The 23,846-nt window shown below is 72.9% G+C and carries 15 protein-coding genes; 4 read left to right on the top strand and 11 right to left on the bottom strand.

Annotated elements, in window-relative coordinates:
- Positions 1–88: 88 nt before the first annotated feature.
- Complete coding sequence (locus IPT68_RS21925; protein ID WP_189700511.1) at positions 89–883, bottom strand: class II aldolase/adducin family protein; 795 nt, start codon at positions 881–883, stop codon at positions 89–91.
- A gap of 143 nt (positions 884–1,026) precedes the next feature.
- Here IPT68_RS21925 and IPT68_RS21920 point away from each other — a divergent pair, with 143 nt between their 5' ends.
- A complete protein-coding gene (locus IPT68_RS21920; RefSeq protein ID WP_189700512.1) occupies positions 1,027–1,500 on the top strand; it encodes a pyridoxamine 5'-phosphate oxidase family protein in 474 nt (157 codons plus the stop codon).
- A 28-nt stretch (positions 1,501–1,528) separates the two neighbouring features.
- On the opposite strand, the gene guaA is transcribed toward IPT68_RS21920, so the two are convergent.
- Positions 1,529–3,103 carry a glutamine-hydrolyzing GMP synthase gene (gene guaA, locus IPT68_RS21915; RefSeq protein WP_189700513.1) on the bottom strand — a complete coding sequence of 525 codons (1,575 nt, stop codon included), beginning with the start codon at positions 3,101–3,103 and terminating at the stop codon, positions 1,529–1,531.
- A 305-nt stretch (positions 3,104–3,408) separates the two neighbouring features.
- Between guaA and IPT68_RS21910 the strand changes: the two genes are divergently transcribed.
- Together IPT68_RS21910 and IPT68_RS21905 are read left to right on the top strand one after the other, a co-directional pair.
- Positions 3,409–3,810, top strand: coding sequence for a chorismate mutase (locus tag IPT68_RS21910; RefSeq protein ID WP_189700514.1), 402 nt, complete (start codon positions 3,409–3,411; stop codon positions 3,808–3,810).
- Between the two features lie 699 nt (positions 3,811–4,509).
- Positions 4,510–5,541, top strand: coding sequence for an LAETG motif-containing sortase-dependent surface protein (locus IPT68_RS21905; protein ID WP_189700515.1), 1,032 nt, complete (start codon positions 4,510–4,512; stop codon positions 5,539–5,541).
- Between the two features lie 107 nt (positions 5,542–5,648).
- Here IPT68_RS21905 and IPT68_RS21900 read toward each other — a convergent pair whose 3' ends face one another.
- The 9 genes from IPT68_RS21900 to IPT68_RS21860 form a co-directional block, all read right to left on the bottom strand.
- A complete protein-coding gene (locus IPT68_RS21900; RefSeq protein ID WP_308438814.1) occupies positions 5,649–7,430 on the bottom strand; it encodes a GMC oxidoreductase in 1,782 nt (593 codons plus the stop codon).
- Between the two features lie 104 nt (positions 7,431–7,534).
- Positions 7,535–9,160 carry a succinic semialdehyde dehydrogenase gene (locus tag IPT68_RS21895; RefSeq protein ID WP_189700516.1) on the bottom strand — a complete coding sequence of 542 codons (1,626 nt, stop codon included), beginning with the start codon at positions 9,158–9,160 and terminating at the stop codon, positions 7,535–7,537.
- A gap of 104 nt (positions 9,161–9,264) precedes the next feature.
- Positions 9,265–10,938 (bottom strand): serine/threonine-protein kinase, encoded by a 1,674-nt coding sequence (locus tag IPT68_RS21890; RefSeq protein WP_189700517.1) that lies wholly within the window; start codon positions 10,936–10,938, stop codon positions 9,265–9,267.
- 43 nt (positions 10,939–10,981) lie between these two features.
- Positions 10,982–12,700, bottom strand: a complete 1,719-nt coding sequence (locus IPT68_RS21885) for a serine/threonine-protein kinase (RefSeq protein ID WP_189700518.1) — start codon at positions 12,698–12,700, stop codon at positions 10,982–10,984.
- Between the two features lie 88 nt (positions 12,701–12,788).
- The gene (locus tag IPT68_RS21880) at positions 12,789–13,838 is read right to left on the bottom strand and encodes a serine/threonine-protein kinase (protein ID WP_189700519.1); all 1,050 of its coding nucleotides are present in this window, start codon (positions 13,836–13,838) and stop codon (positions 12,789–12,791) included.
- Positions 13,839–13,947: 109 nt separating this feature from the next.
- Entirely contained in the window at positions 13,948–15,549 is a 1,602-nt protein-coding gene (locus IPT68_RS21875) for a serine/threonine-protein kinase (RefSeq protein ID WP_189700616.1), read from the bottom strand.
- 153 nt (positions 15,550–15,702) lie between these two features.
- The gene (locus IPT68_RS21870) at positions 15,703–18,315 is read right to left on the bottom strand and encodes a protein kinase (protein WP_194073999.1); all 2,613 of its coding nucleotides are present in this window, start codon (positions 18,313–18,315) and stop codon (positions 15,703–15,705) included.
- 173 nt (positions 18,316–18,488) lie between these two features.
- Complete coding sequence (locus IPT68_RS21865; protein ID WP_189700617.1) at positions 18,489–20,477, bottom strand: serine/threonine-protein kinase; 1,989 nt, start codon at positions 20,475–20,477, stop codon at positions 18,489–18,491.
- 84 nt (positions 20,478–20,561) lie between these two features.
- The gene (locus IPT68_RS21860; RefSeq protein ID WP_189700521.1) at positions 20,562–22,268 is read right to left on the bottom strand and encodes a glycerol-3-phosphate dehydrogenase/oxidase; all 1,707 of its coding nucleotides are present in this window, start codon (positions 22,266–22,268) and stop codon (positions 20,562–20,564) included.
- Between the two features lie 295 nt (positions 22,269–22,563).
- Between IPT68_RS21860 and IPT68_RS21855 the strand changes: the two genes are divergently transcribed.
- Positions 22,564–23,772: a nucleotide sugar dehydrogenase gene (locus IPT68_RS21855; RefSeq protein WP_189700522.1), complete on the top strand. Its 1,209-nt coding sequence runs from the start codon at positions 22,564–22,566 to the stop codon at positions 23,770–23,772.
- The last annotated feature ends 74 nt before the right edge of the window (positions 23,773–23,846 follow it).

The raw sequence follows: 23,846 nt of genomic DNA, 5'->3' as shown, positions 1-23,846 counted from the left end.
AGGACAGCCGACCCGACCAGCCCGCCGGTCACCACGGCCGACCCCACCGGCACACCGGTCACAACGGCCGACCCGACCAGCGCACCCGTCAGGCCAGCAGATCCGGCTCCCGGCGTGTGATGTCCTGCCACAGCGGCTGGTAGTTGATCCACGCGACCAGATCGCCGCCGAGCTGCTCCCGCGTCACCACGGCCTGCTTGTGGTCGATCAGGATCGGGCGGCCCGCGGCCCTCGCGGTCAGCTGTACCTGGCAGGAGCGCTCCATGGACAGGAACCACCAGGCCGCCGCGTCCACCGAGTCGCCGACGGTCAGCAGGCCGTGGTTGCGCAGGACGAGGGCCTTGCGGGAGCCGAGCGCGGCGGCGATGCGGCGGCCCTCCTCGGCGTTGACGGAGACGCCGCTGTAGGCGTCGTACAGCGCGTGGTCCTCGTAGAAGGCGCAGCTCTCCTGGGTGATCGGGTCGAGCAGGTCGCCGAGCGCGGACAGGGCGCGGCCGTGCACCGAATGGCAGTGGGCGACGGCGACGACGTCGGGGCGGGCGGCGTGCACCTGGGCGTGGACGGTGAAGGCGGCCTGGTTGACGTGGTAGCGGCCCTCGACGACCTGCCCGTCCTGGTTGGCCAGCACCAGGTCGCTCACGGTGACGTGCCGGAAGGGCATGCCGAACGGATTGACCCAGAAGCAGTTGCTGTACTCGGGGTCGCGGGCGGTGATGTGCCCGGAGACGCCGTCCTCGAGGCCGTGCCGCCCGAAGACCCGCAGCGCCCCCGCGAGCCGTTCCTTGCGGTGCCGGCGCTCGTCGTCGACCGACTCGTACCGCGGCGGCATCGGGAACTGCAGCCGGTCGGTGGGCAATGGCTGGGGCGGGGTGGGCGCGGCCATGGGTCCTCCGGCGCTGGGTTCCGGTACGGAGCGGAAATTACCCTCCGTCAGCGCGGGAGAACAGGGCTTCGGTGACATGCGCGACACTCCGGCCCCGCGGATACCGGACAGAGGACGTCGGGTTTCGCCGCCACACTCGCCGTATGGCAGCGCACTGGGCATCCTTCGTCACCGCCGAACCCGACCTCGCGAAGACGGTCGAGGAACGCTTCGGCGCCTACACCCATCACGTCCTCGCGACCCTGCGCAAGGACGGCTCGCCGCGCACGACGGGGATCGAAGTGCGGTTCCTCGGCGGCGAGCTGTGGCTCGGCATGATGCCGGACTCGCTCAAGGCGCTCGACCTGCGCCGCGACCCGCGCTTCGCGCTCCAGGCGAACCCCGGGGAGGGCACGTCGATGGGCGGCGGTGACGTACGGATCGCCGGGCGGGCGATCGAGGTGGAGGACGCGCAGACGAAGGCCCGGTACGGCGAAGAGGTGGAACCGCCGGAGCCGTTCCACCTCTTTCGCACCGAGCTGACGGAGGTCGTACGGACCCACGTCGAGGACGACACGTATCTGGTCGTGCAGGTCTGGAAGCCCGGTGCTCCCCTGCGTGCGATCAAGCGCACCTAGTGCCGTCCGGACCAGTGGCCCCAGGGGGTCACTCCCACTCGATCGTCCCCGGCGGCTTCGACGTCACGTCGAGGACGACGCGGTTGACGTCCCGCACCTCGTTGGTGATCCGGGTGGAGATCCGGGCGAGGACGTCGTACGGCAGCCGCGACCAGTCGGCCGTCATGGCGTCCTCGGAGGAGACGGGGCGCAGCACGATCGGGTGGCCGTAGGTGCGGCCGTCGCCCTGGACGCCGACGGACCGGACGTCCGCGAGCAGCACCACCGGGCACTGCCAGATGTCACGGTCGAGGCCGGCCGCCGTCAGCTCCTCGCGGGCGATGGCGTCGGCCTCGCGCAGCAGGTCGAGGCGCTCCTTGGTGACCTCGCCGACGATCCGGATGCCGAGGCCCGGTCCCGGGAACGGCTGGCGCTGGACGATCTCCTCCGGCAGGCCCAGCTCCTGGCCGACCATCCGGACCTCGTCCTTGAACAGCTTGCGCAGCGGCTCGATCAGCTTGAACTCGAGGTCCTCGGGCAGCCCGCCGACGTTGTGGTGGGACTTGATGTTGGCGGCGCCGGTGCCGCCGCCGGACTCGACGACGTCCGGGTAGAGGGTGCCCTGGACCAGGAACTCGACGGCCGGGCCCTCGTCCGCGATGATCTCGGCCTGCGCCTGCTCGAAGACGCGGATGAACTCGCGGCCGATGATCTTGCGCTTCTCCTCGGGGTCGGTGACCCCGGCCAGCGCCTTGAGGAACCGCTCCTCGGCGTCCACGACCTTCAGCTGCACGCCGGTCGCGGCCACGAAGTCCTTCTCGACCTGCTCGGTCTCGCCCTTGCGCATCAGGCCGTGGTCGACGTAGACGCAGGTCAGCTGCGAGCCGATGGCCTTCTGCACGAGGGCGGCGGCGACGGCGGAGTCCACGCCGCCGGACAGCCCGCAGATGGCGCGCTTGTCGCCGACCTGCGCACGGATCGCCTCGACCTGCTCCTCGATGACGTTTCCGGTGGTCCAGTTCGGCCGCAGACCCGCACCGCGGTAGAGGAAGTGCTCCAGGACCTGCTGGCCGTGCGTGGAGTGCATGACCTCGGGGTGGTACTGGACGCCGTAGAGCTTCTTCTCGTCGTTCTCGAACGCGGCGACGGGGACGACGTCCGTGGAGGCCGTGACGCTGAAGCCCTCGGGGGCGGCGGAGCAGGCGTCGCCGTGCGACATCCAGACCGCCTGCTCCTCCGGGGTGCCCTCGAAGAGGGTGGAGGACGACTTGGAGACGTGCAGGTCGGTGCGGCCGTACTCGCGGGCGCCGGTGTTGTCGACGGTGCCGCCGAGGCTCTGCGCCATCAGCTGGAAGCCGTAGCACATGCCGAAGACGGGGACGCCGGACTCGAAGATCTCCCGGTCCAGGCGGGGCGCGCCCTCCTCGTACACGGACGAGGGGCCGCCGGAGAGGATGATCGCCGCCGGGTTCTTGGCGAGCATGTCCTGGACCGGCATGGTGCTCGGCACGATCTCGCTGTAGACCCGGGCCTCGCGGACGCGTCGGGCGATGAGCTGGGCGTACTGCGCACCGAAGTCGACGACCAGGACGGTGTCGGGGGCGGCGGGGGTCGCTGATGACACGGGTTGCCTTCCGGCGGCTTGTAAAGGGCTGTACCGCCGATTCTAACGGGGCCGGAGCAGGTGACCGCCGTCTCAGGATGCGAACCGAATTGGAGGTCACGGACGGCCACGGCATACTGACCGCATGCTCACGCACCCGACCTTCCGCTTTACCTATGGCATCCGGTCCGCCGGCTGCCATGGTCGTGCTGCTTGAGCAACTGACAAGCGACTTCCCAGGCGCCCCGGGCCGACAAGGTCCGGGGCGCCTGGCGTTCTGGGGGCCTTGTCCGTTCCGGGGCCGATCCGACGAGAGGCCCCCGATCATGACCACCACCACCGCAGCCGGGACCGAGCGGAGCACGAGCGCGACCGGGACCGCCGCCCCCACCGGCACCCCCGCCGACAGAACCGCCGCCCCCGCCGACAAGACCGCCGCCCCGGCCGGCACCCCCGCCGACAAGACCGGCGCCCGTACAGACGAGGCCGCCGAGCTGATCACCGGCGCGCGGGAACGCATCGACGCGCTGGACGACCGGATCATCGGCCTGATCCAGGAACGGATGGCCGTGTCGGCCGTGATCCAGCAGGCCCGCATCACCTCCGGCGGCCGGCGCGTGAACCTCTCCCGGGAGATGGAGGTGCTCGGCCGCTACCGGCGTGAACTCGGCAAGCCGGGCACCGCGCTGGCCCTGACGCTTCTCGAACTGTGCAGGGGTCGCATCTGAGTTCGCCCCTCCTCTCACCCGTACGGCGCGTGACCGCCGCCCGCCGGCCTTCGTTGGTCCCGGTGTCCGTGCCAGCCAGGGGCGGGCCCGAAAGAACCACGCGTGGCTCGCTGGAGCGATGAGACGTACGGATCGTCCCGTGCGTCGTGGGACCTCGCTCCAGGGAAGTGACCGGACGGCAGGGGACAGCAGCCCGGTCACCCAAGAGAACGGTCGGCTCCGGGGACGCCCGGGGCCGGCCGGCGGAACTGTCCGAAGCTGGGTCAAAAGGTTGCGGAGGCCGAGGCGACCCAGCACGATGCGTGAAAAGCCCCCGAAGTCGACGTCCCGTCGCGGCCGACCGCACCGCCGTGCGGTGGAGCGCAACCCGGTGGTGCGACGACGTACCGCCAGAGGTCGAGACCATCCGGAGGCAAGCGGCGCAACCCCCCGGCGCCGCTTCCCAGGCACTGGCGCTGCCCTGACGCCGGTGCTGACGAAAGAAGGGCCCCGCGGCTCCGCCCCGCGGGGCCCTTCTCACGCCCACTCACCCGACCGACCGGATGCCCTCCACCACCCCGCCCAAACCAAGTGACCCAGGTCACATAAAAACTGTGTGAAGCACGGACAACCATTGCCGGGCCTCGGTGATCAAACCTGCATAACCGAGGGCCACCGCGTCAGCGCGCGAAGCCCTTCCGACTCAGCAGGTAGGTCTTCATGAAGCTTCGCCGCGCCCTGGCAGCCGCCGCCGCGACCGCCGCGATAGCCCCGATGGCACTGCTCGCGGCGCCGGCCGCGTACGCGACCGAGACGGGCTCCCCCAGCCCGACCGCGACGGAGACCGCCACCGAGACGCCGACCGTCACCCCGGGCGCGACCGGCACCGAGTCGCCCACCACTCCCGCGACGAACACGCCGCCCGCCGGCGGCGACCAGACCGCGACGTCCAGCCCGTCGGCGACCGGCACCGCCTCCGAGACGCCTCCCAGCACGCCGACCAGCCCCACCTCGCCCTCCTCGACCGCTCCCGCGAGCCCCACCCCCACCGAGTCCACGCCGGAGGAGGACCTCTGCGAGAACGCCGACGAGGAGTCCGTCGGCCTCAGCGAGGAGCTGACCAGCGGTCTGTCGGGCCTGCCCGAGACGATCGTGGCCGGCAGCGGCTGGACCGAGTTCTCCTTCGACGTCTCCAACGGCGGCGACGAGGAGATCAAGAACATCAAGCCGCTGATCGGCGTCGCCGCGCTCGGCTGGGACGAGAAGGACTACTCCGGCGAGATCACCGTCCAGGTCTTCGACAAGGCCAAGGGCTCCTGGAAGACGCTCGCGGACGCCGCCGGTGAGGGCGCGACCTTCACCCCGTTCAACCTCGGCGCTGGTCAGTCCACCTCGTACCCGCTGCGGCTGAGCGTCAGCGGCAAGGTCCCCGACGCCATCGGTCTGACCGGCGGCTTCGCGCAGTACTCGGACGCCGACGGCTGCTGGATGGCCGACGACCCGAACGGCTGGATCTACTTCTTCGACATCCTCGCCGCGGGCTCGGACGCCGGTAACCCCGGGGACGCCGAGCCGCAGGGCGGGATGGCCGACCTCGACGAGGTCAGCGACGTGGAGGCCACGGGCAGCCTCGCCGACACCGGTTCCAGCTCCGCGCTGCCCATGATCGGCCTGGTCGGCGGCGTCGCCGTCGTCGCCGGTGCGGGTGCGGTGTTCGTCGTCCGGCGCAAGAAGGCCGGCGCGGAGGCGTAACGACGCCTGAACCAGAGACAAAGGGAGAGGGAGCTGCGCTCGGAGGGGGGCGCAGGTCCCTCTCCCTTGTTTTTCGGGCTGTTTCTCGGCTACTGCCGTTCTTCGGGCTACTGCTTCTTCGGCGGTACGGCCGGCATTCCCAGGAACGGCAGCCGCAGTGCGCCGAACGCGTCCGCCGGGACCGCCGGCGACTTCGGCTCGACGGCCTTCAGGCGTTCGTACGCCGCTCCCTGCCGCGGGCGCGGGTCGGCGTCGCCCTTGTTCGGCCAGTACGACATCGCCCGCTCGGCCTGTGCGGTGATGGTGAGGGACGGGTTCACGCCCAGGTTGGCGGAGACGGCGGCGCCGTCGACGACGGAGATGCCCGGGTGGCCGTACAGCCGGTGATAGGGGTCGATCACGCCGGTCTCGCGGGAGTCGCCGATCGGGCAGCCGCCGAGGAAGTGCGCGGTGAGCGGGGTGCCCATCAGCTCGCCGATGTTGCTGCCGGCGAAGCCGTTGATCTCGGCGGCGATCGCCGAGGCGCCCTCCGAAGCCGCCCTGATCTGCTTGGGGTTGGGGGCGCCGTGGCCCTGCCGTGCGGTCAGCAGGCCCTTGCCGACGCCGTCCGGCTTCAGGTACGTCGTCAGCGAGTTGTCCAGCGACTGCATCACCAGGCCGATGATCGTCCGCTCCGACCAGCGGTGGTTGTTGAGGGAGCGGAGCAACTGGAGGGGGTGGCGGGCGGCGTTGCGCAGGAAGGCGAGGACGCGCGAGGAGCCCTGCGCGTACGGGACCTGCAGGATCGCCATGCCGCCCATCGCGTTGGAGCCCTTGCCGTAACGGACCGGCTCGATGTGGGTGTTGGCGTCCGGGTGGACGGAGGACGTGATGGCGACGCCGCGCGTGAAGTCGACTTTCCGCTCGCCGGTGAGCTTGCGGTAGCGGCGGTTGGTGGTCTGGGCGCCGACCAGGGCCTCGGAGTTGGTGCGGGTCAGCTCACCGAGGCGCTCGGAGAGGTACGGCAGCCGGCCCGTGGCCTTCATGCGATGCAGCAGGGTCTGGGTGCCGTAGGTGCCGGCCGCCAGGACGACGCGCCGGGCGCGGAAGGTGCGGCCGCCGCCCTTCCCGCGCTGGTCGGTGGGCACGGTGGTGACGGCGTACCCGCCCCGCGAGTCGTCGGTGAGCGCCACGACCGTGGTCATGGGATGGACGACCGCGCCCGCCTTCTCGGCGAGATACAGGTAGTTCTCGTTCAGGGTGTTCTTGGCGCCGTGCCGGCAGCCGGTCATGCACTCGCCGCACTCGGCGCAGGCGCGGCGGGACGGGCCGGCGCCGCCGAAGTACGGGTCGGCCGCCTCCTCGCCGGGGCGCGCCCGGACCGTGCCGTCGGCGTCCTCGCCGTCGCCGAAGAAGACCCCGACCGGCGCCATGTGGAAGGTGTCGCCCACGCCCATCCGCTGCGCGGCGGCCTTCAGGTGCACGTCGGAGGGCGTCATCGTCGGGTTCAGCCGGACGCCGAGCATGCGCTGGGCCTGGTCGTAGTACGGCGCGAGCTCGTCCTGCCAGTCGGTGATGTGGCCCCACTGGGGGTCCTCGAAGAAGGGCTTCGGCGGGACGTAGAGGGTGTTGGCGTAGTTGAGCGAGCCCCCGCCGACGCCCGCGCCGGCCAGCACCATGACGTTGCCCAGCAGGTGGATGCGCTGCAGGCCGTACATGCCGAGCTTGGGGGCCCACAGGTAGTTCTTGAGGTCCCAGGAGTTCTTGGGGAGGGATTCGCGGGTGAAGCGACGGCCCGCCTCCAGAACGCCGACCTTGTATCCCTTTTCGGTGAGGCGCAGGGCGGTGACCGAGCCGCCGAAGCCGGAGCCGACGACCATGACGTCGTAGTCATAGGTGTCCTGGTGCACGGATGTCTCCTCGTTGAGTTTCGCGTGCGGGCCGTCTGTGGTCGCTCACGCCCACGCGGCGCAGCCGCGTGTCGACACAGCCCCGCGCCCCTGGAAGCAGGGCGTCACCGGAACCGGAACGCCTTCATGAGCCGCAAGCTCCTGCTCATGAGTTGCGCGTACTTCTCGTCGTCCATGCCCAGCGACGGCGCCATCGGCAGCAGGCGCTGGTGGGCGATCGTCTGGGCCTCCGTGTACTTGAGGATGCCCTCGGAGCCGTGGCGGCGGCCCAGGCCGGAGTCCTTCATGCCGCCCATCGGGGACTGGACGCTGCCGTACGCCGGCGCGTAGCCCTCGTTGATGTTGACGGTGCCGGTGCGCAGGCGGGCCGCGACCTCGCGGCCGCGGCGCGCGTCCTTCGTCCAGACCGAGGAGTTCAGGCCGTACGGCGTGGAGTTGGCGTGCTCGATCGCCTCGTCGTCGGTCGTGAAGCGGTAGACGGCCACGACCGGGCCGAAAGTCTCCTCGGTGCAGACGGCCATGGGCGGCTCGACACCGTCGAGGATGGTCGGCTCGTAGAAGTACGGGCCGATGTCCGGGCGGGCGGTGCCACCCGCGACGAGCTTCGCGCCCTTGGCCACCGCCTCCTCCACGTGCCGCTTGACGGTCTCCAGCTGGCGTTCGCCCACCAGCGACCCCATGTCCGCGCCGTACGCGAGGGACCTGCCGAGCCGCATGGCCTTGGTGCGGGCCGCGAAGCGCTCCAGGAACGCGTCGGCGATCGACTCGTGGACGTACAACCGCTCGATGGAGATGCACAGTTGGCCCGCGGAGGAGAAGCACGCGCGGACGGCGCCGGCGGCGGCCTTCTCCACGTCCGCGTCCTGCAGCACCAGCATGGCGTTCTTGCCGCCCAGTTCGAGGGAGACGCCGACCAGACGGGCGGCGGCACCCTGCGCGACCTCGCGGCCGGTGCGGGTGGAGCCGGTGAAGGAGACGTAGTCGGCGTGCTTGACGACCTCGGGGCCGACGACCGGGCCGTCGCCGAGGACGACCTGGAAGACCTCGGCGGGCAGCCCGGCCTCGATCAGCAGGTCGCGCGCCCAGAGGGCGGTGAGGCAGGTCTCGGTGTCCGGCTTCATCACCACGGCGTTGCCCGCGACGAAGGCCGGCAGCGCGTCGCCGACCGACAGCTCCAGCGGGTAGTTCCAGGGGGCGATCTGGCCGATCACGCCCCGCGGGTGGCGCAGTTCGGTGACCTTCGTCAGGGTCGGGATGGCGCCGGTGTGCCGCTTGGGCCGCAGATAGGCGGGGGCCTTACGGCCGTAGTGGCGGGCCGCGACGGCTACGGCCTGCACCTCCTCGTGGGCGTGCAGCCGGGCCTTCCCGGTCTCCAGCTGGATCAGGTCCAGCACCTCGCCCTGGCGCTCCAGCACCAGGTCGTGGAAGCGCAGCAGGACGGCCGCGCGCCGCCGTACCGGCGTCTGCGCCCACACGGCCTGTGCGGTACGGGCCGCCTCGAACGCCTTCTGCACGTCCTGCGGCGTGGACTCGGGCAGGTCGGCCAGCTTCTCGCCGGTGAACGGCGAGTGGTTGGCGGTCCGGCCGGAACCGGCCACGCCCCGGGTGAGCTGGGCGACCAGCTCGGGGGTGACCACGTCCGCGGCGGTACGGGCGCCCTCGGGAGCGGGGGCGAGCGGGTTGGTGCCGGTGGTGTGCGTGGCCTGCGCCAGGGCCTGCGAGTCCGTCATGAGCCGCAGGGTATGCCCAGGCGAACGCTTTGTGTACCCGTCGGTAATCGGGATTCACGGAGTACACACATACCGCCAGTGATCACTGGCAACGAACCCGCTGATCAGGGCGTTGTCGACGCCGGCCCGGCTTCTATCTCGAGTCGGTCGCGGGCGCCGCGGAACACGGCGGTACCCCTCTTCTCGTCCGGCGTGCCCTTGGGCATGTCGACGCGGAGCTCGTACATACGGCTGTCGTCGGTGAGGATCACCAGCTGCATGACGCGGGTCGGGTCCTGCGCCATGTTGTACGTGGTGTCGGCGAGAACGGCGTCCCGGCCGTCGAAGGTCGTACGGGTGTACCGCGTGCGGGCGTCGCCGCCGTGGCTGTCCCAGGCGGCGTGCGCCTGACGGGCCCGGGTCATCGGGGAGAAGGGTGCCTCGTCCCACCGGGTGAGGCGGACCTGGATCGTGTGGTCGACGTCGTACACGACCAGGCGGGGCGGATCGTCGGCGCTGCCCTCGCGGGCGGCCTCCTCGTAGTCGCCGGGCAGGGAGAGGACGGCGGCCATGTCCTTCTCCCGGTGCGCGACCCAGATGGGGCCGGGAGACGCGCCCGTGGTGGCGGTGGGCTCCGGGGCCGCTGTGCCGCCGGGGTGGGGGTCGGGGCGGAAGGACGAGGTGCCGAACCAGACGCCGCCGGTGACGAGGATGCCGAGCAGGACGGCGGGGACGGGGCGGCGGAGGGGGTGCACGGGGCGCCGGGAGGGGCCGAGTTCGAGTGACGCCGGTGACTTCGGCGGCTCCGGCAGTTCCGGCGACTCCGGCGGTTTCACTGAGGCAGCCGGCTTCGACGCGGCCGGAGACTTCGACTGCCCCGACCGGCCGGGCTGCCTCGTGGCCGTCCGAGCGGGCGTCGCCGTGCCGTCCGATGCCTGCGGCCACGCCCCGGCCACCACCCCCAGCTCCGCGGCGACCGCCCCCAGCTCCGCGGCGACCTCCTCCGGCGCCGGCCGCTGTTCGGGGTCCTTCGCGAGCAGCCGGGCGATGAGCGGGCCCAGCGGGCCTGCCTGCTTCGGCTCGGGCGGGTCCGCGGCGAGGATCGCGGCAAGCGTCGACTCCGGTGTCGTACGGCCGAACGGGGACCGGCCCTCGACGGCGGCGTACAGGAGGGCCCCCAGGGACCACAGGTCGGTGGCGGGACCCGCGCTGCGGCCGGACATCCGCTCCGGCGCGACGAACTCCGCCGAGCCGACGAACTCGCCGCCGCCGGTGAGGGACTGCTCGTCCGGGACGTGGGCGATGCCGAAGTCGGTGAGGACGACGCGGCCGGTGCCGGACTCGACGAGGACGTTCGCCGGTTTGACGTCCCGGTGGACGATGCCGACGGCGTGCGCGGCGCGCAGGGCGCCGAGGACGGCGAGGCCGATCCGGGCGGACTCCGCGGGCGGGACGGGGCCGCGTCGCAGCACCTCGTGGAGGGAGTGGCCCCGGACCGACTCCATGACGATCCAGGGGATCCCGTCCTCCTCCACGACGTCGTGGATGACGACGGCGGACGGGTGGTCGACGCGGGCGGCGGCCCGGGCCTCGTGGTACAGGCGGTGGGCGGCCCGGCGGTGGCTCTCGTCCTCCGGGTCGTCCGGCAACCGGGGCTGCTTGACGGCGACTTCGCGCCCGGCGAGTTCGTCCAGCGCGCGCCAGACGGTGCCCGTGCCGCCGGAGCCGATGCGCTCGGTCAACCGGTAGCGCCCGCCGACCAGGCGTCCGTCGCGCTGGTGTTCACCGCCGTCACTCATGTCCCATCCCTACCCCGTGGGACGCTTGTTTGTCGACGTGAGTTCAGAGCTTGTCGATGTCCAGGTTGGCGATCGCGGCCCGGGCCACCTCACGTCCGCGCTCGGTGAAGTCGCCCGCGCCGGGGTAGCTGATCGTGAGCTTGTACATGTCCTGTTCGGAGTTGCGGTAGTAGAAGATCTGCACTTCCCGCGGGCGGGGGCTCTGGCTGTCGGTCGTCCGGTACGTGATGGTGTTCCGCGCGGCGTCCTTGCCCCGGTACGTGATCCCGTCGTCCGGCTTGGTGGCCGGGTTCTCCGGCATGCCGAAGTCGTAGCTGCCGCTCTCCTCGAAGACGCGGTTGTCCTCGTACATCTCCGCGCCCGCCGACGCCTGGATGGAGTTGGTCGTGTCCTCGGACTTCTTGTCGAGCCGCAGGCCGATCCAGATGCTGCCGCTCGGGTCGGTGTACGTCACCCAGTGGCCGTCGTCGGCGTCCTCGGGGACCTGCCGCTCGTAGCCGTCGGGGTACGCGACGGTCGCGGCGACGTCCTTCTCGGCCCTGGTTTTCCAGCCCTCGGGCAGCGGGCCGGCGAACGGGTCGGCGATCACCAGGTACGCCGCCACCGCTGCCGCGACGACCGCCGCGCCCAGCCCGAGCAGGGTCCCGCGGCCCAGCCGGATGCCGCCGCCCCGCCCGCTGTCGCCTGCGCCCACCGTCACGACCTGCGTGGCCACCGGCGCGGGCGGGCTGGCGGCGGCCTCCAGCAGGAAGCGGACCCGGGCGGCGTTCGGGCGGCGCGCCGGGTCCTTCTGGAGCAGGCCGTTGATGACCTCGGCGAGCGGACCGGACGCCGACGCGGGCGGCGCGGGCGTGGCGTTGAGCACGGACTGGAGGGTGGCCGGGGTGTTGCTGCGGCGGAAGGGCGACACGCCCTCCGTGGCGGCGTAGAGCACGACGCCCAGCGACCAGAGGTCCGACGCGGGGCCGGGGCGCTGGCCCAGCACCCGCTCCGGGGCGATGTACTCGGGCGAGCCGACGAAGCCGCCGGTGTCGGTCAGGTTCGTCTCGCCCTCGATCTGGGCGATGCCGAAGTCGGTGAGGACGACGCGGTCGCGTCGGCCCAGCAGGACGTTGTCCGGCTTGACGTCCCGGTGCAGGATGCCGGCGGCGTGCGCGGCCTCCAGCGCGCCGAGCACCTCCAGGCCGATCCTGGCCGCCTCGCGGGCGGACAGGGTGCCTTCCTGGAGCGCGTTGCCGAGGGAACGTCCCCGCACCAGCTCCATCACGATCCACGGCCGGCCGTCCACGACGGCGACGTCGTGCACGTTGACCACCGCCGGGTGGTCGAGCCGGGCCGCGGCGCGGGCCTCGCGGCGCATCCGCTCGAAGGCGTTGGCGCGTTCACGCTCGGGAAGATGGTCCGGAACCCGGGGTTCCTTGACGGCGACCTCCCGGTCGACCGTCTCGTCCTTGGCGCGCCACACCGTGCCCATGCCGCCGTGCCCGAGCCTGGCCAGCAGCCGGTAGCGGCCGGCGATCAGCCGACCGGCGCCGGGGTCCTGCGGGGGCTGAGGCGAGGGCTGGTGAGGAGGCTGTTGCGGTGCCGGGTGCGCAGGGTGCTGCTGCGGGCCGTGGTGGCCGTGCTGCTGCGGCGGCACGACGTGGGCGGGCGTCGCGTACGGGTTGTCCGGGTGCGGTACGGCGGCGGGCTGCACCGGCGGTTGCAGACCGAAACTCGTTGGCTCGTCGGCCCGGTGGCGGGCTCCCCCGTTGCTGCTCATGCGTTCATGCATATCGCGGCAGGCCGTGCCGCATCCACCGCACGGGCTCACCGGTCACAGACCCGTGACGCACGTCGTCGCACATCTCCTATTTGGGTGGCCTGCCGGAGCCGCTGATGGACGGCGTCGCGGGCGCGCTCGAGGACGTGCTCGACGTCGGGCTCCCCGGCGTACCGCCGCCGCCCCCGCCGCCGTTGACGAACAGCGCGGCCGCCGACACGCCCGCCGCCACCATCGCGGCGACCAGCACGGCGATCACCAGTCGGTCCCGCGGGGAGCGTTGCCGGCGGGACGTCTGCGGCGTACGGCCCGTCTCCAGGAAGTCCCGCAGCATCCGCTCGGCCTGCGCCGCGTCCAGCCGCCGCTCCGGGTCGCGCTCCAGCAGCCCGCGGACGACGGGCAGCAGCGGTCCGGCCTGCGCGGGCGGCCGGATCGGCGCGGCGACCACGGCGTGCAGGACGCCGCCCAACGAGTCGCGGTGAAACGGCGATGCACCGCTGACCGCGGCGCACAGCAGCACGCCGAGCGACCACAGGTCGCAGGCCGGTCCGGTGTCCGACCCCGACATCCGCTCGGGCGCGGTGTACTCGGGCGAGCCGACGAACGTTCCCGACTCGGTGAGTGTCGTGGCGCCCTCGACCTGGGCGACGCCGAAGTCGGTGAGGACGACGCGGCCGGTGCCGGACTCGATGAGGACGTTGGCCGGCTTGAGGTCGCGGTGCAGGACCCCGGCCTCGTGCGCCGCGCGCAGCGCGCCGAGCAGGGCGATGCCGATCCGGGCGGCCTCGCGGGCGTCGACCGGGCCGTGCGCGGCGATCCGGTCGGCGAGGGAGCCGCCGTCGATCAGCTCCATGACGATGTACAGGCGGTCGCCGTCCTCGGCGACGTCGTGGACCACGCTGATGTGCGGGTGACGCAACTGCGCCAGCGCACGCGCCTCGCGCAGCGTGCGGTCGCGTGCGGAGCGGACGCGGGCCGCCGAGGGGGAGTCGTCCGGGACGAGTTCCTTGACGGCCACCTGACGGCCGAGCAGCTGGTCGGTGGCCCGCCAGACGACACCCATGCCGCCCCGTCCGAGCGCCGCCTGAAGCCGGTAACGGCCCGCGATGACCCGCTCGCCGGCCCCCTCGCTCCCCATGGGCACATCATGCCCCAGCCGGAGGAGGACCCTCCGGGCCGAACGGGTGGCATGGCCGACAAACGACCATGCCGTGCCAGGACGGCCGCTCGGTCGGCGCAGTGCGCGCTCAGGCCGGGTTTCCCGGCCGCCAGCTCAGCAGCAGCGTGTCGAACTGCTCCCGCGTCGTCTCCCAGTCCGCCGCGGGACCCGACATGTAGATCGCGTACTCGACGCCGTCCCGGGACAGGTACATCTCCTCGACGGCCCGGCGCGGTCCGGCGTAGTCGCCGGGGTCGGTCTCCAGCGCGGTCCAGGTGTACTCCCACAGGGAGCCCTCGCGGTCCCGGTAGGTGTTCTTCTCCATGGTCACGCGCTGATACTGCGCCAGCCGCTGGAGCTGCTCCTCCAGGTCCAGCTGGTGCTCGTAGGGGTCGTCGAAGTCCGGTGAGGTGTCGACGGCGATGCGCACGAGGTGTGTTCCGCCGTCGGGCGTGTAGTCGATCTGCGTGAGGTCGCCCTGGACGCCGAACACCTCCCGCTGCCAGCGGTCGCTGGGCAGCGAGAGGCTGAAACCCGCCGGGTCGTCCTTGCGCACCCAGGTGTCCGGGACGGACTCCCGAGGGCTCGGCGAGTCGGAGGGGCCGGGGGTGACGGACGACGTGACCGACGGGGACGCGCCGTCCCGGGAGCGGCCGTCGTCCCACTGCTGCACCACCACCGCACCGGCCCCGCCGACGACCGCGGCGACGGCCACGACGAGGGCCGGCGTGCGCATCCGGCGCCACCGCCGGGTCGGCACGGCCGCCGGGGCGGGCTCGAACGGGTGCGGCCGGGAGTGCGCCCGGGTCTCCTGCCGTGCCGGGCCCGTCCGAGGTTGTCGTGCCGGGGGCACCAGCACCTCGGTGACCTGCGGGAGGCGCCCGTCCGCCACCTCGGCCAGCAGGCGCTCCGCCTCGTCGGACGCGGGCCGCACGGCCGGTTCCTTGCGCAGCAGCGCGGTGATGACGGGTCCGAGCGCGCCGGCGTACCGGGGCTCGGCGGGGTGCTCCTCGACGACGGCCTGCATGGTGGACAGCGGCGAGGTGCGGCGGAACGGCGAGGTGCCCTCCACAGCCGTGTACAGCGTCGCGCCGAGCGCCCACAGGTCGGAGGCCGGTCCCGGATCGTGCCCGCGGACCCGCTCGGGGGCGAGGTAGTCGACCGAGCCGACGACCTCTCCCGTACGGGTGATGGTCGTGTCGCCGTCGATCTGCGCGATGCCGAAGTCGGTGAGCAGTACCCGGCCGTCGTCGGCGAGCAGGACGTTGCCGGGCTTGACGTCCCGGTGCAGCACGCCGGCGGTGTGCGCGGCCCGCAGCGCGCGCAGCACCCACAGGCCGACCCGGGCGGCCTCGGCCGGCTCGACCCGGCCCCGTTCCTTGACCGCGTCGGCGAGCGAGCGTCCCTCGACCAGCTCCATGACGATCCACGGCCGGCCGTCGTGTTCGAGGACGTCGTGCACGGTGACCACGGCCGAGTGGTTGATGCGCGCCGCGGCGCGGGCCTCCGCCCGGGTGCGGGCCAGCAGGACGGCCTGGTCGTTGTCGGAGACGTAGAGCGCGGCGGTCAACTCCTTGATGGCGACCGCTCGGTGCAGCACCTCGTCATGGGCGCGCCACACCCGGCCCATGCCACCGCTGCCGATGGTTTCGGTGAGCCGGTAGCGGCCCCCGACGAGCCGGCCCTGCATCTGATTCACGTTTCCCCGCAATGCTCTTGACAGGGTCAGCGTAAGGACAGGCCCGCGAACGGGGAACCACGCGAGCGCCAAGGAAACCGCACTGTGACGGTTGTCGCTTTCCGTGACGACAGGGAACCATCGGCCCGACTGGCCCCCGCCGGTTCAGCCGGTGGGCCCGTAGGTCGCCGCCGCCTGCTCGTACAGCCGGGTCACCTCGTCCCGCTCGGCCTCCGGGCCGCGCACCTGGAGCACGTGGTAGCGCCCGTCGAGGAGCATCGCGAGATTGCGCACGAACAGGTCGCGGCCCGCGTCGTCACTCCAGGTGAACTGCCCCTCGGCCATGGTCCGTCCGCCCACCTCGATGGTCTTCAGGCCGGTGGACGTGGCCCAGCTCGACTCCCGGTACGGCCGCAACTCCGGCTCCCGCTCCCGCTGGTACGCCATCGGATCGCTGCCGTACTCCTGCGCACCGTCCCGGCCGGGTACCACGATCAGCTCGAAGTCGCCCTGTGAGTAGACAACCTGGCCGCTGCCGTTCCGGGGCGTGCGCTGCCAGCCCTCGGCGACCGCGACGCGGAAGCCCTCCGGGTCCTCGTGCAGGGTGAAGCCCTCCGCGACCTGGGCCTGCGTCCCGGTCGGCTCGTCCTGCGGCGAGTTCTGGTCGGGGCGCGGCTCGCTGCTCGCCTCCGGCGTCGGCTCGGGCGCCTGGCCGGCCTGCCCGGCGGCCCCCGTCCGGTCGGGCGTCGCACCGCTGTCGACGCCCTCGCCGGCCTTCGGCATGAACAGCACGGCGTACGCGATCGCACCGGCCAGTGCGAGCAGTATCAGCACCAGCAGGGTGCGGCCGAGGCTGCGCGGTGAACGCGTCCTCTCCTTGCCGCGCTTGTGCCGTCCGTGCCGCGCGGGCAGTCCGGCGCGCCGCCTGCGCACCAGCTCGCCCTTGCGGCGCACGATCGGCAGCCGGCTCGCGTCGGGCGGCGGCGCGGGGACGACGTGCACGCCGGCCTCCGGCTCCGGCGCGGACCGCACCAGCGAACGCAGCCAGCCGCGCAGCTCCTCGAAGTCCAGCCGCTCGGTCGGGTCCTGACGCAGCAGCGACTCCACGACGGGCCGCAGCGGTCCGCACTCCTCGGCGAAGGCGGGCGGCTCGGCGCACACCAACTGCACCAGCTCGGCCGTCGACTCCTCCGGATAGGGCGCGTGTCCCTGTACGGCCCTGAAGAGCAGCGCCCCCAGCGCCCACAGGTCGGTCGCAGGGCCGATGGGCGGCGCGAGCTGCCAGTTCTCGTGCACGGGCCCCGCCTGCTCCGGCGCCCACCGCTCGGTCACCGGCCCCACCACGGCCATCCGCGCCTGCCGCGCCCGCTCCGCCGCCAGGGCGGTGGCGGGGCCGCGGCGGGCCGCGGGCGTGCCGGCCACGAGGTCGTCCCAGCGGGCGCCCGTGGCGGGGGCGGTACGGGCCTGAGGTGCCGCCCCCTGGGCGGGGACGGGCACGGCGTGGTGAGCGAGGCCGTTGCCGCGGGCCGGGGGCTGGATGCCCGGCCGGGTCGGGCCGTCACCCTGGTGCGGCACGCCCTGCTGAGCCAGGCCGTTGCCGTGCGGCGGCAGGGCGGGCTGGGTCAGGCCGTTGGCCTGGGACTGCCCGTGGTTTCCCGTCCCGGCACCGGGGTTGCGCGGTCCCGCGCCGTGCCAGGACGTGGCGCGTACGCCGTACGGGTCGGCGATCCGGCCCGGCGGACCGCCCTCGGGCCCTCGGGTGAGCGGCGGCCGGACCGTGTCGCCCTCGGACGCGGGCCGGGCGCCGGGCAGCGCCGCGCGCCCGCTCTGCTGGGCCTCCTGGACCCGGGCCGCGGCCCGCGCTCCGGCCCGGTAGGCGGCGATCGCCCCGGCCCGCGCCGCCCGGATGTCCCCGCCGGACTCCTGCGCCCGCGGGCGGGCGCGGCCGGACCCGCGACGCCGCCGGCCGGGTCCGCCCGGCGCCGGCAGCCCTCCGGCCGCCCGCGCCTCGATGGCGGCGCGCCGGGCGGCCTCGGGATCGACACCGCCGGGACCACCGGCCCCGGGGCCGCTCAGGCCGTTCGCCCCGAGGGGCGCGGCAGCGGCAGGCCCCGACGTGCCCGTGGCACCGGCAGTCGGGCCGTCGTCGTACAGGGGCGCCGGCACCGGGTCGTACCCGCACAGCGCCTCCTCCGCCGCCCCCACCGCCAGGCCGGTCAGCATGACGCGCCCGTCGTCGCAGACCAGCACGGTCCGCGCGGTGATGTTCCGGTGCACCCAGCCGTGCGCGTGCAGCACCCGCAGCGCCGTGAGCACGTCGGAGGCGACCTCGGCCGCCCGGTACGGCGTCAGCGGCTGCTCGGCGAGCAGCGCGGCCAGCGGCCGGGCCGCCACCAGCTCGCTGACCACCCACAGCGACCCGCTCTCGGCGAACACGTCGAAGACCTGGTCGAGCCTCGGATGGTCCGGGATCGCGGCCGCCGCCTGGGCGGCCTCCACCGCACGCCGTACCGCCGGGTCCGTGGGCCGCCGGACGGCCCCCACGCGCCCGGCCGCCGACCGCCCGGCCGCACGGTCACGCGCCGTGAACCCCTCGGGCAGCCCTTCCGCGTCGAGCACCTCCGCCTCGACGACCTCCGGCAACGGCACCTGCCGCACCAGGACTTCCTGCCCGCTGTAGGTGTCGAAGGCCCGGGTCTCCGTGAGTTCGTACTCGTCGGAGGGCGGCAGCGGCAGGCGGTAGCGGTCGGCGAGTACGCGCCCCGCATAGTCGTCCACGTTGCCTCCCCCGGCCGCCCGGTGGTCAATTCCGTTCGTGTGGCGTCCCGTTCCGGATGCGTTCCCGATGCGTACGGTTCGCAACCACTCACGATACGTGCCGGAGGCAACCCGCACGGAGGGATGGGCGGATCTCACGGGACTTCATGTCCCGAACCCGCTTCCCGGCCCGCTCACGCCTTCGGTTCGAAGCTCGCGGTCAGCGTCCGCCAGGTGGTCCCGCGCAGCGCCCCGTCCCACGTCGCGGCCTTCGCCGTGTACATCAACGCGTAGCCCTGATGGTCGTTGACGACGAACCCCCGGTCGATCGTGCGGTACTTCGTACCGCCGTCGACATAGGTGAATTCCCAGTCGGCCGTGTTCCAGCCGCGGTAGTCCACCGCCTCTATGCGGATCCGGTCGTACCGCGAGCGCGTCATGTAGCGCTCCTGGTTCTTCCAGTCCTGGACGGGGTCGTCCTTGGGCGTGGAGGTCCAGGCGATCAGCAGCTTCTGCCCGTCGGGCCCGGTGAACCGGTCGCCGGCCGCGTCCGACGACCCGTACTTCCAGCCCTTGGGCAGTCCGATGGCGTACCCCTGGCCGCCCTTGTACGTCGTCTCCGTGGCCGTGCCGTCCGAGGAACCGCCGGAGTCCGAGGAGCCTTCCGAGTCCTCGTCGCCGTCACCGGCCGCCGCCCCGCCGCTCGCGCCGGGGGTCTTCTCGCCCGGGGTGGAGCCCGCCGAGGCCGACGCGGTCCCCGCGCCGTCCGTGTGGGCGCCCTCGTCGTCCGACTTGGTGTCGGCGCTCCTGCTCGGACCGGCGACCGACTTGTCGCCCCCGCCACCGGACCGGTCGGATCCGTCACCGGAGTTGAGCACCACGGCCAGCACGACGCCCAGCACGGCGAGCGCCACGACCACGGCGATGACCACCAGCGTCCGCCGCGGCACCACGTCGGTGAGCGGCGCCCTCGGCACCGGCCGCGGGGGGAGGTCCGGCGGCGTCATCACGGGCCACCCGGAACTCCGGCCGCCCGACGACCCGCCCGAGGACTGCGCGCCGGAGTCCGACGCCGCCACAGCGGTCGTGCGCCCCGCGGTGGCGTTCGAACCGCCCGTGCCGCCGGAGGCCGTGCGGGCGCCCGCCGCCGTGCCGGTCGCGACCGCGGCCTTGCGCGCCGACCGCAGCGCCCCGCGCAGCCGGTCGGCGCCTTCCCGGCCCTCGCCACCCTTCGCACTCCCGCTGCTCGCGGGCCCGTCCGGCTGCGGGGGCAGCGGTACGACCTTGGTCGCGTCCGCCGGCTCGGCCGTCTTCGGGTCGGGCGCGTTGATCACGGCCTTGAGCATGGCCCGCGCACCGGCGTCGTCGAGACGCTTCTCGGGGTCCTTGGTGAGCAGCCCGTGGATGACGTCCCTGAGCGGTCCCGCGTTCTTCGGCTCCTCCAGCGACTCGGTCATCACCGCGGTGAGGGTGGCGATCGCGGAGCCCTTGTCGTACGGCGGGACGCCCTCGACCGCCGCGTACAGCAGACCGCCGAGCGACCACAGGTCGGCCGCCGGCCCGGGCTTGTGGCCGCGGGCCCGCTCCGGGGAGATGTAGGAGGGCGCGCCGACGAGCATGCCGGTGGAGGTGATGGACGGGTCGCCCTCGACCTGGGCGATGCCGAAGTCGGTGAGCACGACCCGGCCGTCGTCGGCGATCAGCACGTTGGACGGCTTCACGTCGCGGTGCAGGATGCCCTCGCGGTGCGCGGAGCGCAGCACGTCGAGGACGGCGAGGCCGACCTCGGCGGCGCGCCGGGGCTGGAGCGTGCCGTCCTCACGGATGACCTCGGCCAGGGACTTGCCCTCGACGAGTTCCATCACGATCCACGGCCGGTCGTCCTCGTCGACCACGTCGAACACCGTCACCGCGCTGGTGTTGCGGATCCGCGCGATGGCCTTGGCCTCGCGCAGGGTGCGCGTGATGAGCCGGCGTTTCTCGTCCTCGTCGATGTTGGACGGGAACCGCAGTTCCTTGACGGCGACCGTGCGGCCGAGGGTCTCGTCCTCGGCGCGCCACACCGTGCCCATGCCGCCGCGGCCGAGCACGTCTCCCAGCCGGTACCGCCCGGCGAGAAGACGCTCGCTCTTGTCCTGACGAGTGTCCTGACGGGATGTCCCCGCCCGCTCCGCCTCCGACATGCGTCCCCTCATGCAACCCGCCCTGACAGAGCCTCCATTGTCCCTCACCCGACAAGCGGCTCACGCCCCGGGTGCCCCCAGTTCCTACAGAGGCACGATGTCGGGCGCCCCCAGCCTCGCCGCGTCCGCCGTCAGGTCGTCCGGCTGGCGCTGCGACTCGCGCTCGGCCTCCACCCTCTTCTCGTAGTGCCGCACCTCCCGCTCGATCCGGTCCTTGTCCCAGCCGAGCACCGGCGCCATCAACTCGGCGGCCTCTCGTGCACAGCGGGTACCCCGGTCGAAGGTTTCTATGGAGATCCGGGTGCGCCGTGTCAGCACATCGTCCAGGTGGCGCGCGCCCTCGTGCGAGGCGGCGTACACGACCTCGGCGCGCAGATAGTCGTCGGCGCCCGTGAGCGGCTCGCCCAGCGAGGAATCCGCGCCGATGAGTTCGAACACTTCCTCCGCCAACGACCCGAACCGGTTCAGCAGGTGCTCCACGCGCACCACGTGGAGGCCGGTGCGGGCGGCGATCCGCGCCCGGGCGTTCCACAGCGCCCGGTACCCCTCCGCGCCGAGCAGCGGCACGTCCTCGGTGACGCACTCGGCGACCCGCAGGTCGAGCCCGTGCACGGCCTCGTCGACCGCGTCCTTGGCCATCACCCGGTACGTCGTGTACTTGCCGCCCGCCACCACGACCAGACCCGGCACCGGGTGCGCGACGGTGTGCTCGCGGGACAGCTTGCTGGTGGCCTCCGACTCGCCGGCGAGCAGCGGCCGCAGGCCGGCGTACACGCCCTCGACGTCGTCCCGCGTCAACGGCACGGCGAGCACCGAGTTCACGTGCTCCAGCAGGTAGTCGATGTCCGCGCTGGACGCGGCGGGATGCGCCTTGTCGAGGTCCCAGTCGGTGTCGGTGGTGCCGATGATCCAGTGCCGGCCCCAGGGGATGACGAACAGCACGGACTTCTCGGTGCGCAGGATCAGTCCGGTGGTGGAGTGGATGCGGTCCTTGGGCACGACGAGGTGGATGCCCTTGGACGCCCGGACGTGGAACTGTCCCCGTTCCCCCACCATCGCCTGGGTGTCGTCGGTCCACACGCCGGTCGCGTTGACTATCTGCTTGGCGTGGATCTCGTACTCGCCGCCCCCTTCGACGTCCCGCACCCGGGCCCCGACCACCCGCTCGCCCTCGCGCAGGAAAGCGGTGACCCGCGCGCGGTTGGCCGCCTTCGCGCCGTACGACACCGCCGTGCGCACCAGTGTCGCGACGAACCGGGCGTCGTCCATCTGGGCGTCGTAGTACTGCAACGCGCCGACCAGCGCGTCCTTCTTCAAGGCCGGTGCCACGCGCAGGGCGTGACGGCGGCTCAGGTGCCGGTGCGGCGGCAGGCCGCGCCCGTGCCCGCGGGCCATCGACATGGCGTCGTAGAGCGCGACGCCCGAACCGGCGTACAGCCGCTCCCACCCCTTGTGCTGCAAGGGGTAGAGGAAGGGCACCGGCTTCACCAGGTGCGGGGCCAGCCGCTCCAGCAGCAGGCCGCGCTCCTTGAGGGCCTCGCGGACGAGGGAGAAGTCGAGCATCTCCAGATAGCGCAGGCCGCCGTGGATCAGCTTGCTGGACCGGCTCGACGTGCCCGACGCCCAGTCGCGCGCCTCGACCAGGCCCGTCGACAGGCCACGGGTCACGGCGTCCAGCGCGGTGCCCGCGCCCACCACTCCGCCGCCCACCACCAGCACGTCCAGCTCCCGCTCGGCCATCGCCGCGAGCGACTCGGCACGCTGCTCCGGCCCCAGTGTCCCTGTCCTCACCGCTGCCTCCCGCTCGTCGCCCGGAGTCGGCCGCACCTCTCGGGCGAGGCCCGGTCCACATCCCCCGTGCTCAAAGTCTGACCGCGTCGTCCGACTTCAGCCACCACACACCTGCGGCCTGTGGACAACCTGCGCGGATGCCGGCGGCCGGAAGCGGACACGCGCGCGGACACGAGCGCGCGCAATACCGCAAAACGGTCATATTTACTCCTAGTCTGACATTGCGCTCGCTCATTGTGTCCACAGGGCTTGCGCACCTGTCCCGCTTCGGTTACTGGGAAGGACGGCCCACGCCATGCCCGCAGATCTCGCCGTCATCGGACTCGGCCCGCTCGGCCTGCCGCTGGCGCAGGCCGCCGTGGCCGCCGGTGTCCCCACCGTCGGCTACAAGACCGGTCCCGAACCCGGCTCGCTCAGCCCCGCGGAACTGCGCCGGATGCTCTCGGGGGGCTTCCGGCACGCCGCGGGCCCGAGTGAGCTCGGGCGGGTGCGCACCGCGGTCATCTGCGCCCCGACCCCCAGGAGCGCGGACGGCGGAGTGGACCTGAGCCAGGTGGAGGCGGCCGCCCGCACCCTGGCCGCACGGCTGCGCCCGCACACCACGGTCATCCTGGAGTCGCCCGTGTACCCGGGCACGACCGAGGAATGGCTCCGCCCGCTGCTCGAGGAGGGCTCCCGGCTGCGCGCGGGCCGCGACTTCCACCTCGCCTACTCACCCAGCCGCGTCGACCCCGGCAACCGCGACTTCACCCCCGCCAACACCCCCAAGGTGATCGGCGGCCTCACCCCCGCCTGCACCGAGTCGGCCGCCGCCTTCTACGGGCGCCTCACCGACAAGGTGGTCCGCGCGCGCGGCCCCCGCGAGGCCGAGACCGTACAGCTCCTGGAGACCAACTACCGGCACGTCAACATCGCCCTCGTCAACGAAATGGCCGTCCTGTGCCACGACTTGGGCGTCGACCTGTGGGACGTCATCCGCTGCGCGGAGACCAAGCCGTTCGGCTTCCAGGCCTTCCGCCCCGGCCCCGGCGTCGGCGGCCACGCCGTCCCGCAGGACCTCACCGGCCGCGCGGGCCGCGGCCTGCGCATGGTGGAACTGGCCCAGCAGGTCAACAGCCGGATGCCCCGGTACGTCGTCCAGCGCGCCGCCACCCTCCTCAACGAGCACGGCAAGTCGGCCCGCGGCGCGCGCGTGCTCCTGCTCGGCGTCACCTACAAGGCCGACCTCGCCGACCAGCAGGCAACCCCCGCGCGGGAGATCGCGATCCGCCTGGTGGAACTCGGCGCCGCCGTCAGCTACCACGACCCGCACATCCCGTCCTGGAGCATCCTCGACCGCCCGGTCCCGCGCGCCGACTCCCTCTACGAGGCGGCGGCCGAGGCCGACCTCACGATCCTGCTCCAGAACCACCGCACCTACGACCTGCAGGGCCTGTCGGTGAAGGCGCAGCTCCTGCTCGACACCCGGGGCACGACTCCGACCGGCGCGGCACACCGGCTCTGACCTCTTGGGGCGGGGGGAGGAATTCGCTGGTGGACCGGGCCGGTGGTCCTGTTACTCTTCGGCGTCCCCGTCGC

This window comes from Streptomyces chromofuscus (genome assembly GCF_015160875.1).
GTDB classification, from domain to species: Bacteria; Actinomycetota; Actinomycetes; order Streptomycetales; family Streptomycetaceae; genus Streptomyces; species Streptomyces chromofuscus.
The sequence above is the reverse complement of the archived record's forward strand: the minus strand, read 5'-3'. Positions and strand labels throughout refer to the sequence as shown.

Excerpts from the sequence above, each read along its gene's own strand:
- IPT68_RS21925 (WP_189700511.1), bottom strand. The coding sequence starts at position 883 with ATGGCCGCGCCCACCCCGCCCCAGCCATTGCCCACCGACCGGCTGCAG.
- IPT68_RS21920 (WP_189700512.1), top strand. The coding sequence starts at position 1,027 with ATGGCAGCGCACTGGGCATCCTTCGTCACCGCCGAACCCGACCTCGCG.
- IPT68_RS21910 (WP_189700514.1), top strand. The coding sequence starts at position 3,409 with ATGACCACCACCACCGCAGCCGGGACCGAGCGGAGCACGAGCGCGACC.
- IPT68_RS21905 (WP_189700515.1), top strand. The coding sequence starts at position 4,510 with ATGAAGCTTCGCCGCGCCCTGGCAGCCGCCGCCGCGACCGCCGCGATA.
- IPT68_RS21895 (WP_189700516.1), bottom strand. The coding sequence starts at position 9,160 with ATGACGGACTCGCAGGCCCTGGCGCAGGCCACGCACACCACCGGCACC.
- IPT68_RS21890 (WP_189700517.1), bottom strand. The coding sequence starts at position 10,938 with ATGAGTGACGGCGGTGAACACCAGCGCGACGGACGCCTGGTCGGCGGG.
- IPT68_RS21885 (WP_189700518.1), bottom strand. The coding sequence starts at position 12,700 with ATGAGCAGCAACGGGGGAGCCCGCCACCGGGCCGACGAGCCAACGAGT.
- IPT68_RS21880 (WP_189700519.1), bottom strand. The coding sequence starts at position 13,838 with ATGGGGAGCGAGGGGGCCGGCGAGCGGGTCATCGCGGGCCGTTACCGG.
- IPT68_RS21875 (WP_189700616.1), bottom strand. The coding sequence starts at position 15,549 with ATGCAGGGCCGGCTCGTCGGGGGCCGCTACCGGCTCACCGAAACCATC.
- IPT68_RS21865 (WP_189700617.1), bottom strand. The coding sequence starts at position 20,477 with ATGTCGGAGGCGGAGCGGGCGGGGACATCCCGTCAGGACACTCGTCAG.
- IPT68_RS21855 (WP_189700522.1), top strand. The coding sequence starts at position 22,564 with ATGCCCGCAGATCTCGCCGTCATCGGACTCGGCCCGCTCGGCCTGCCG.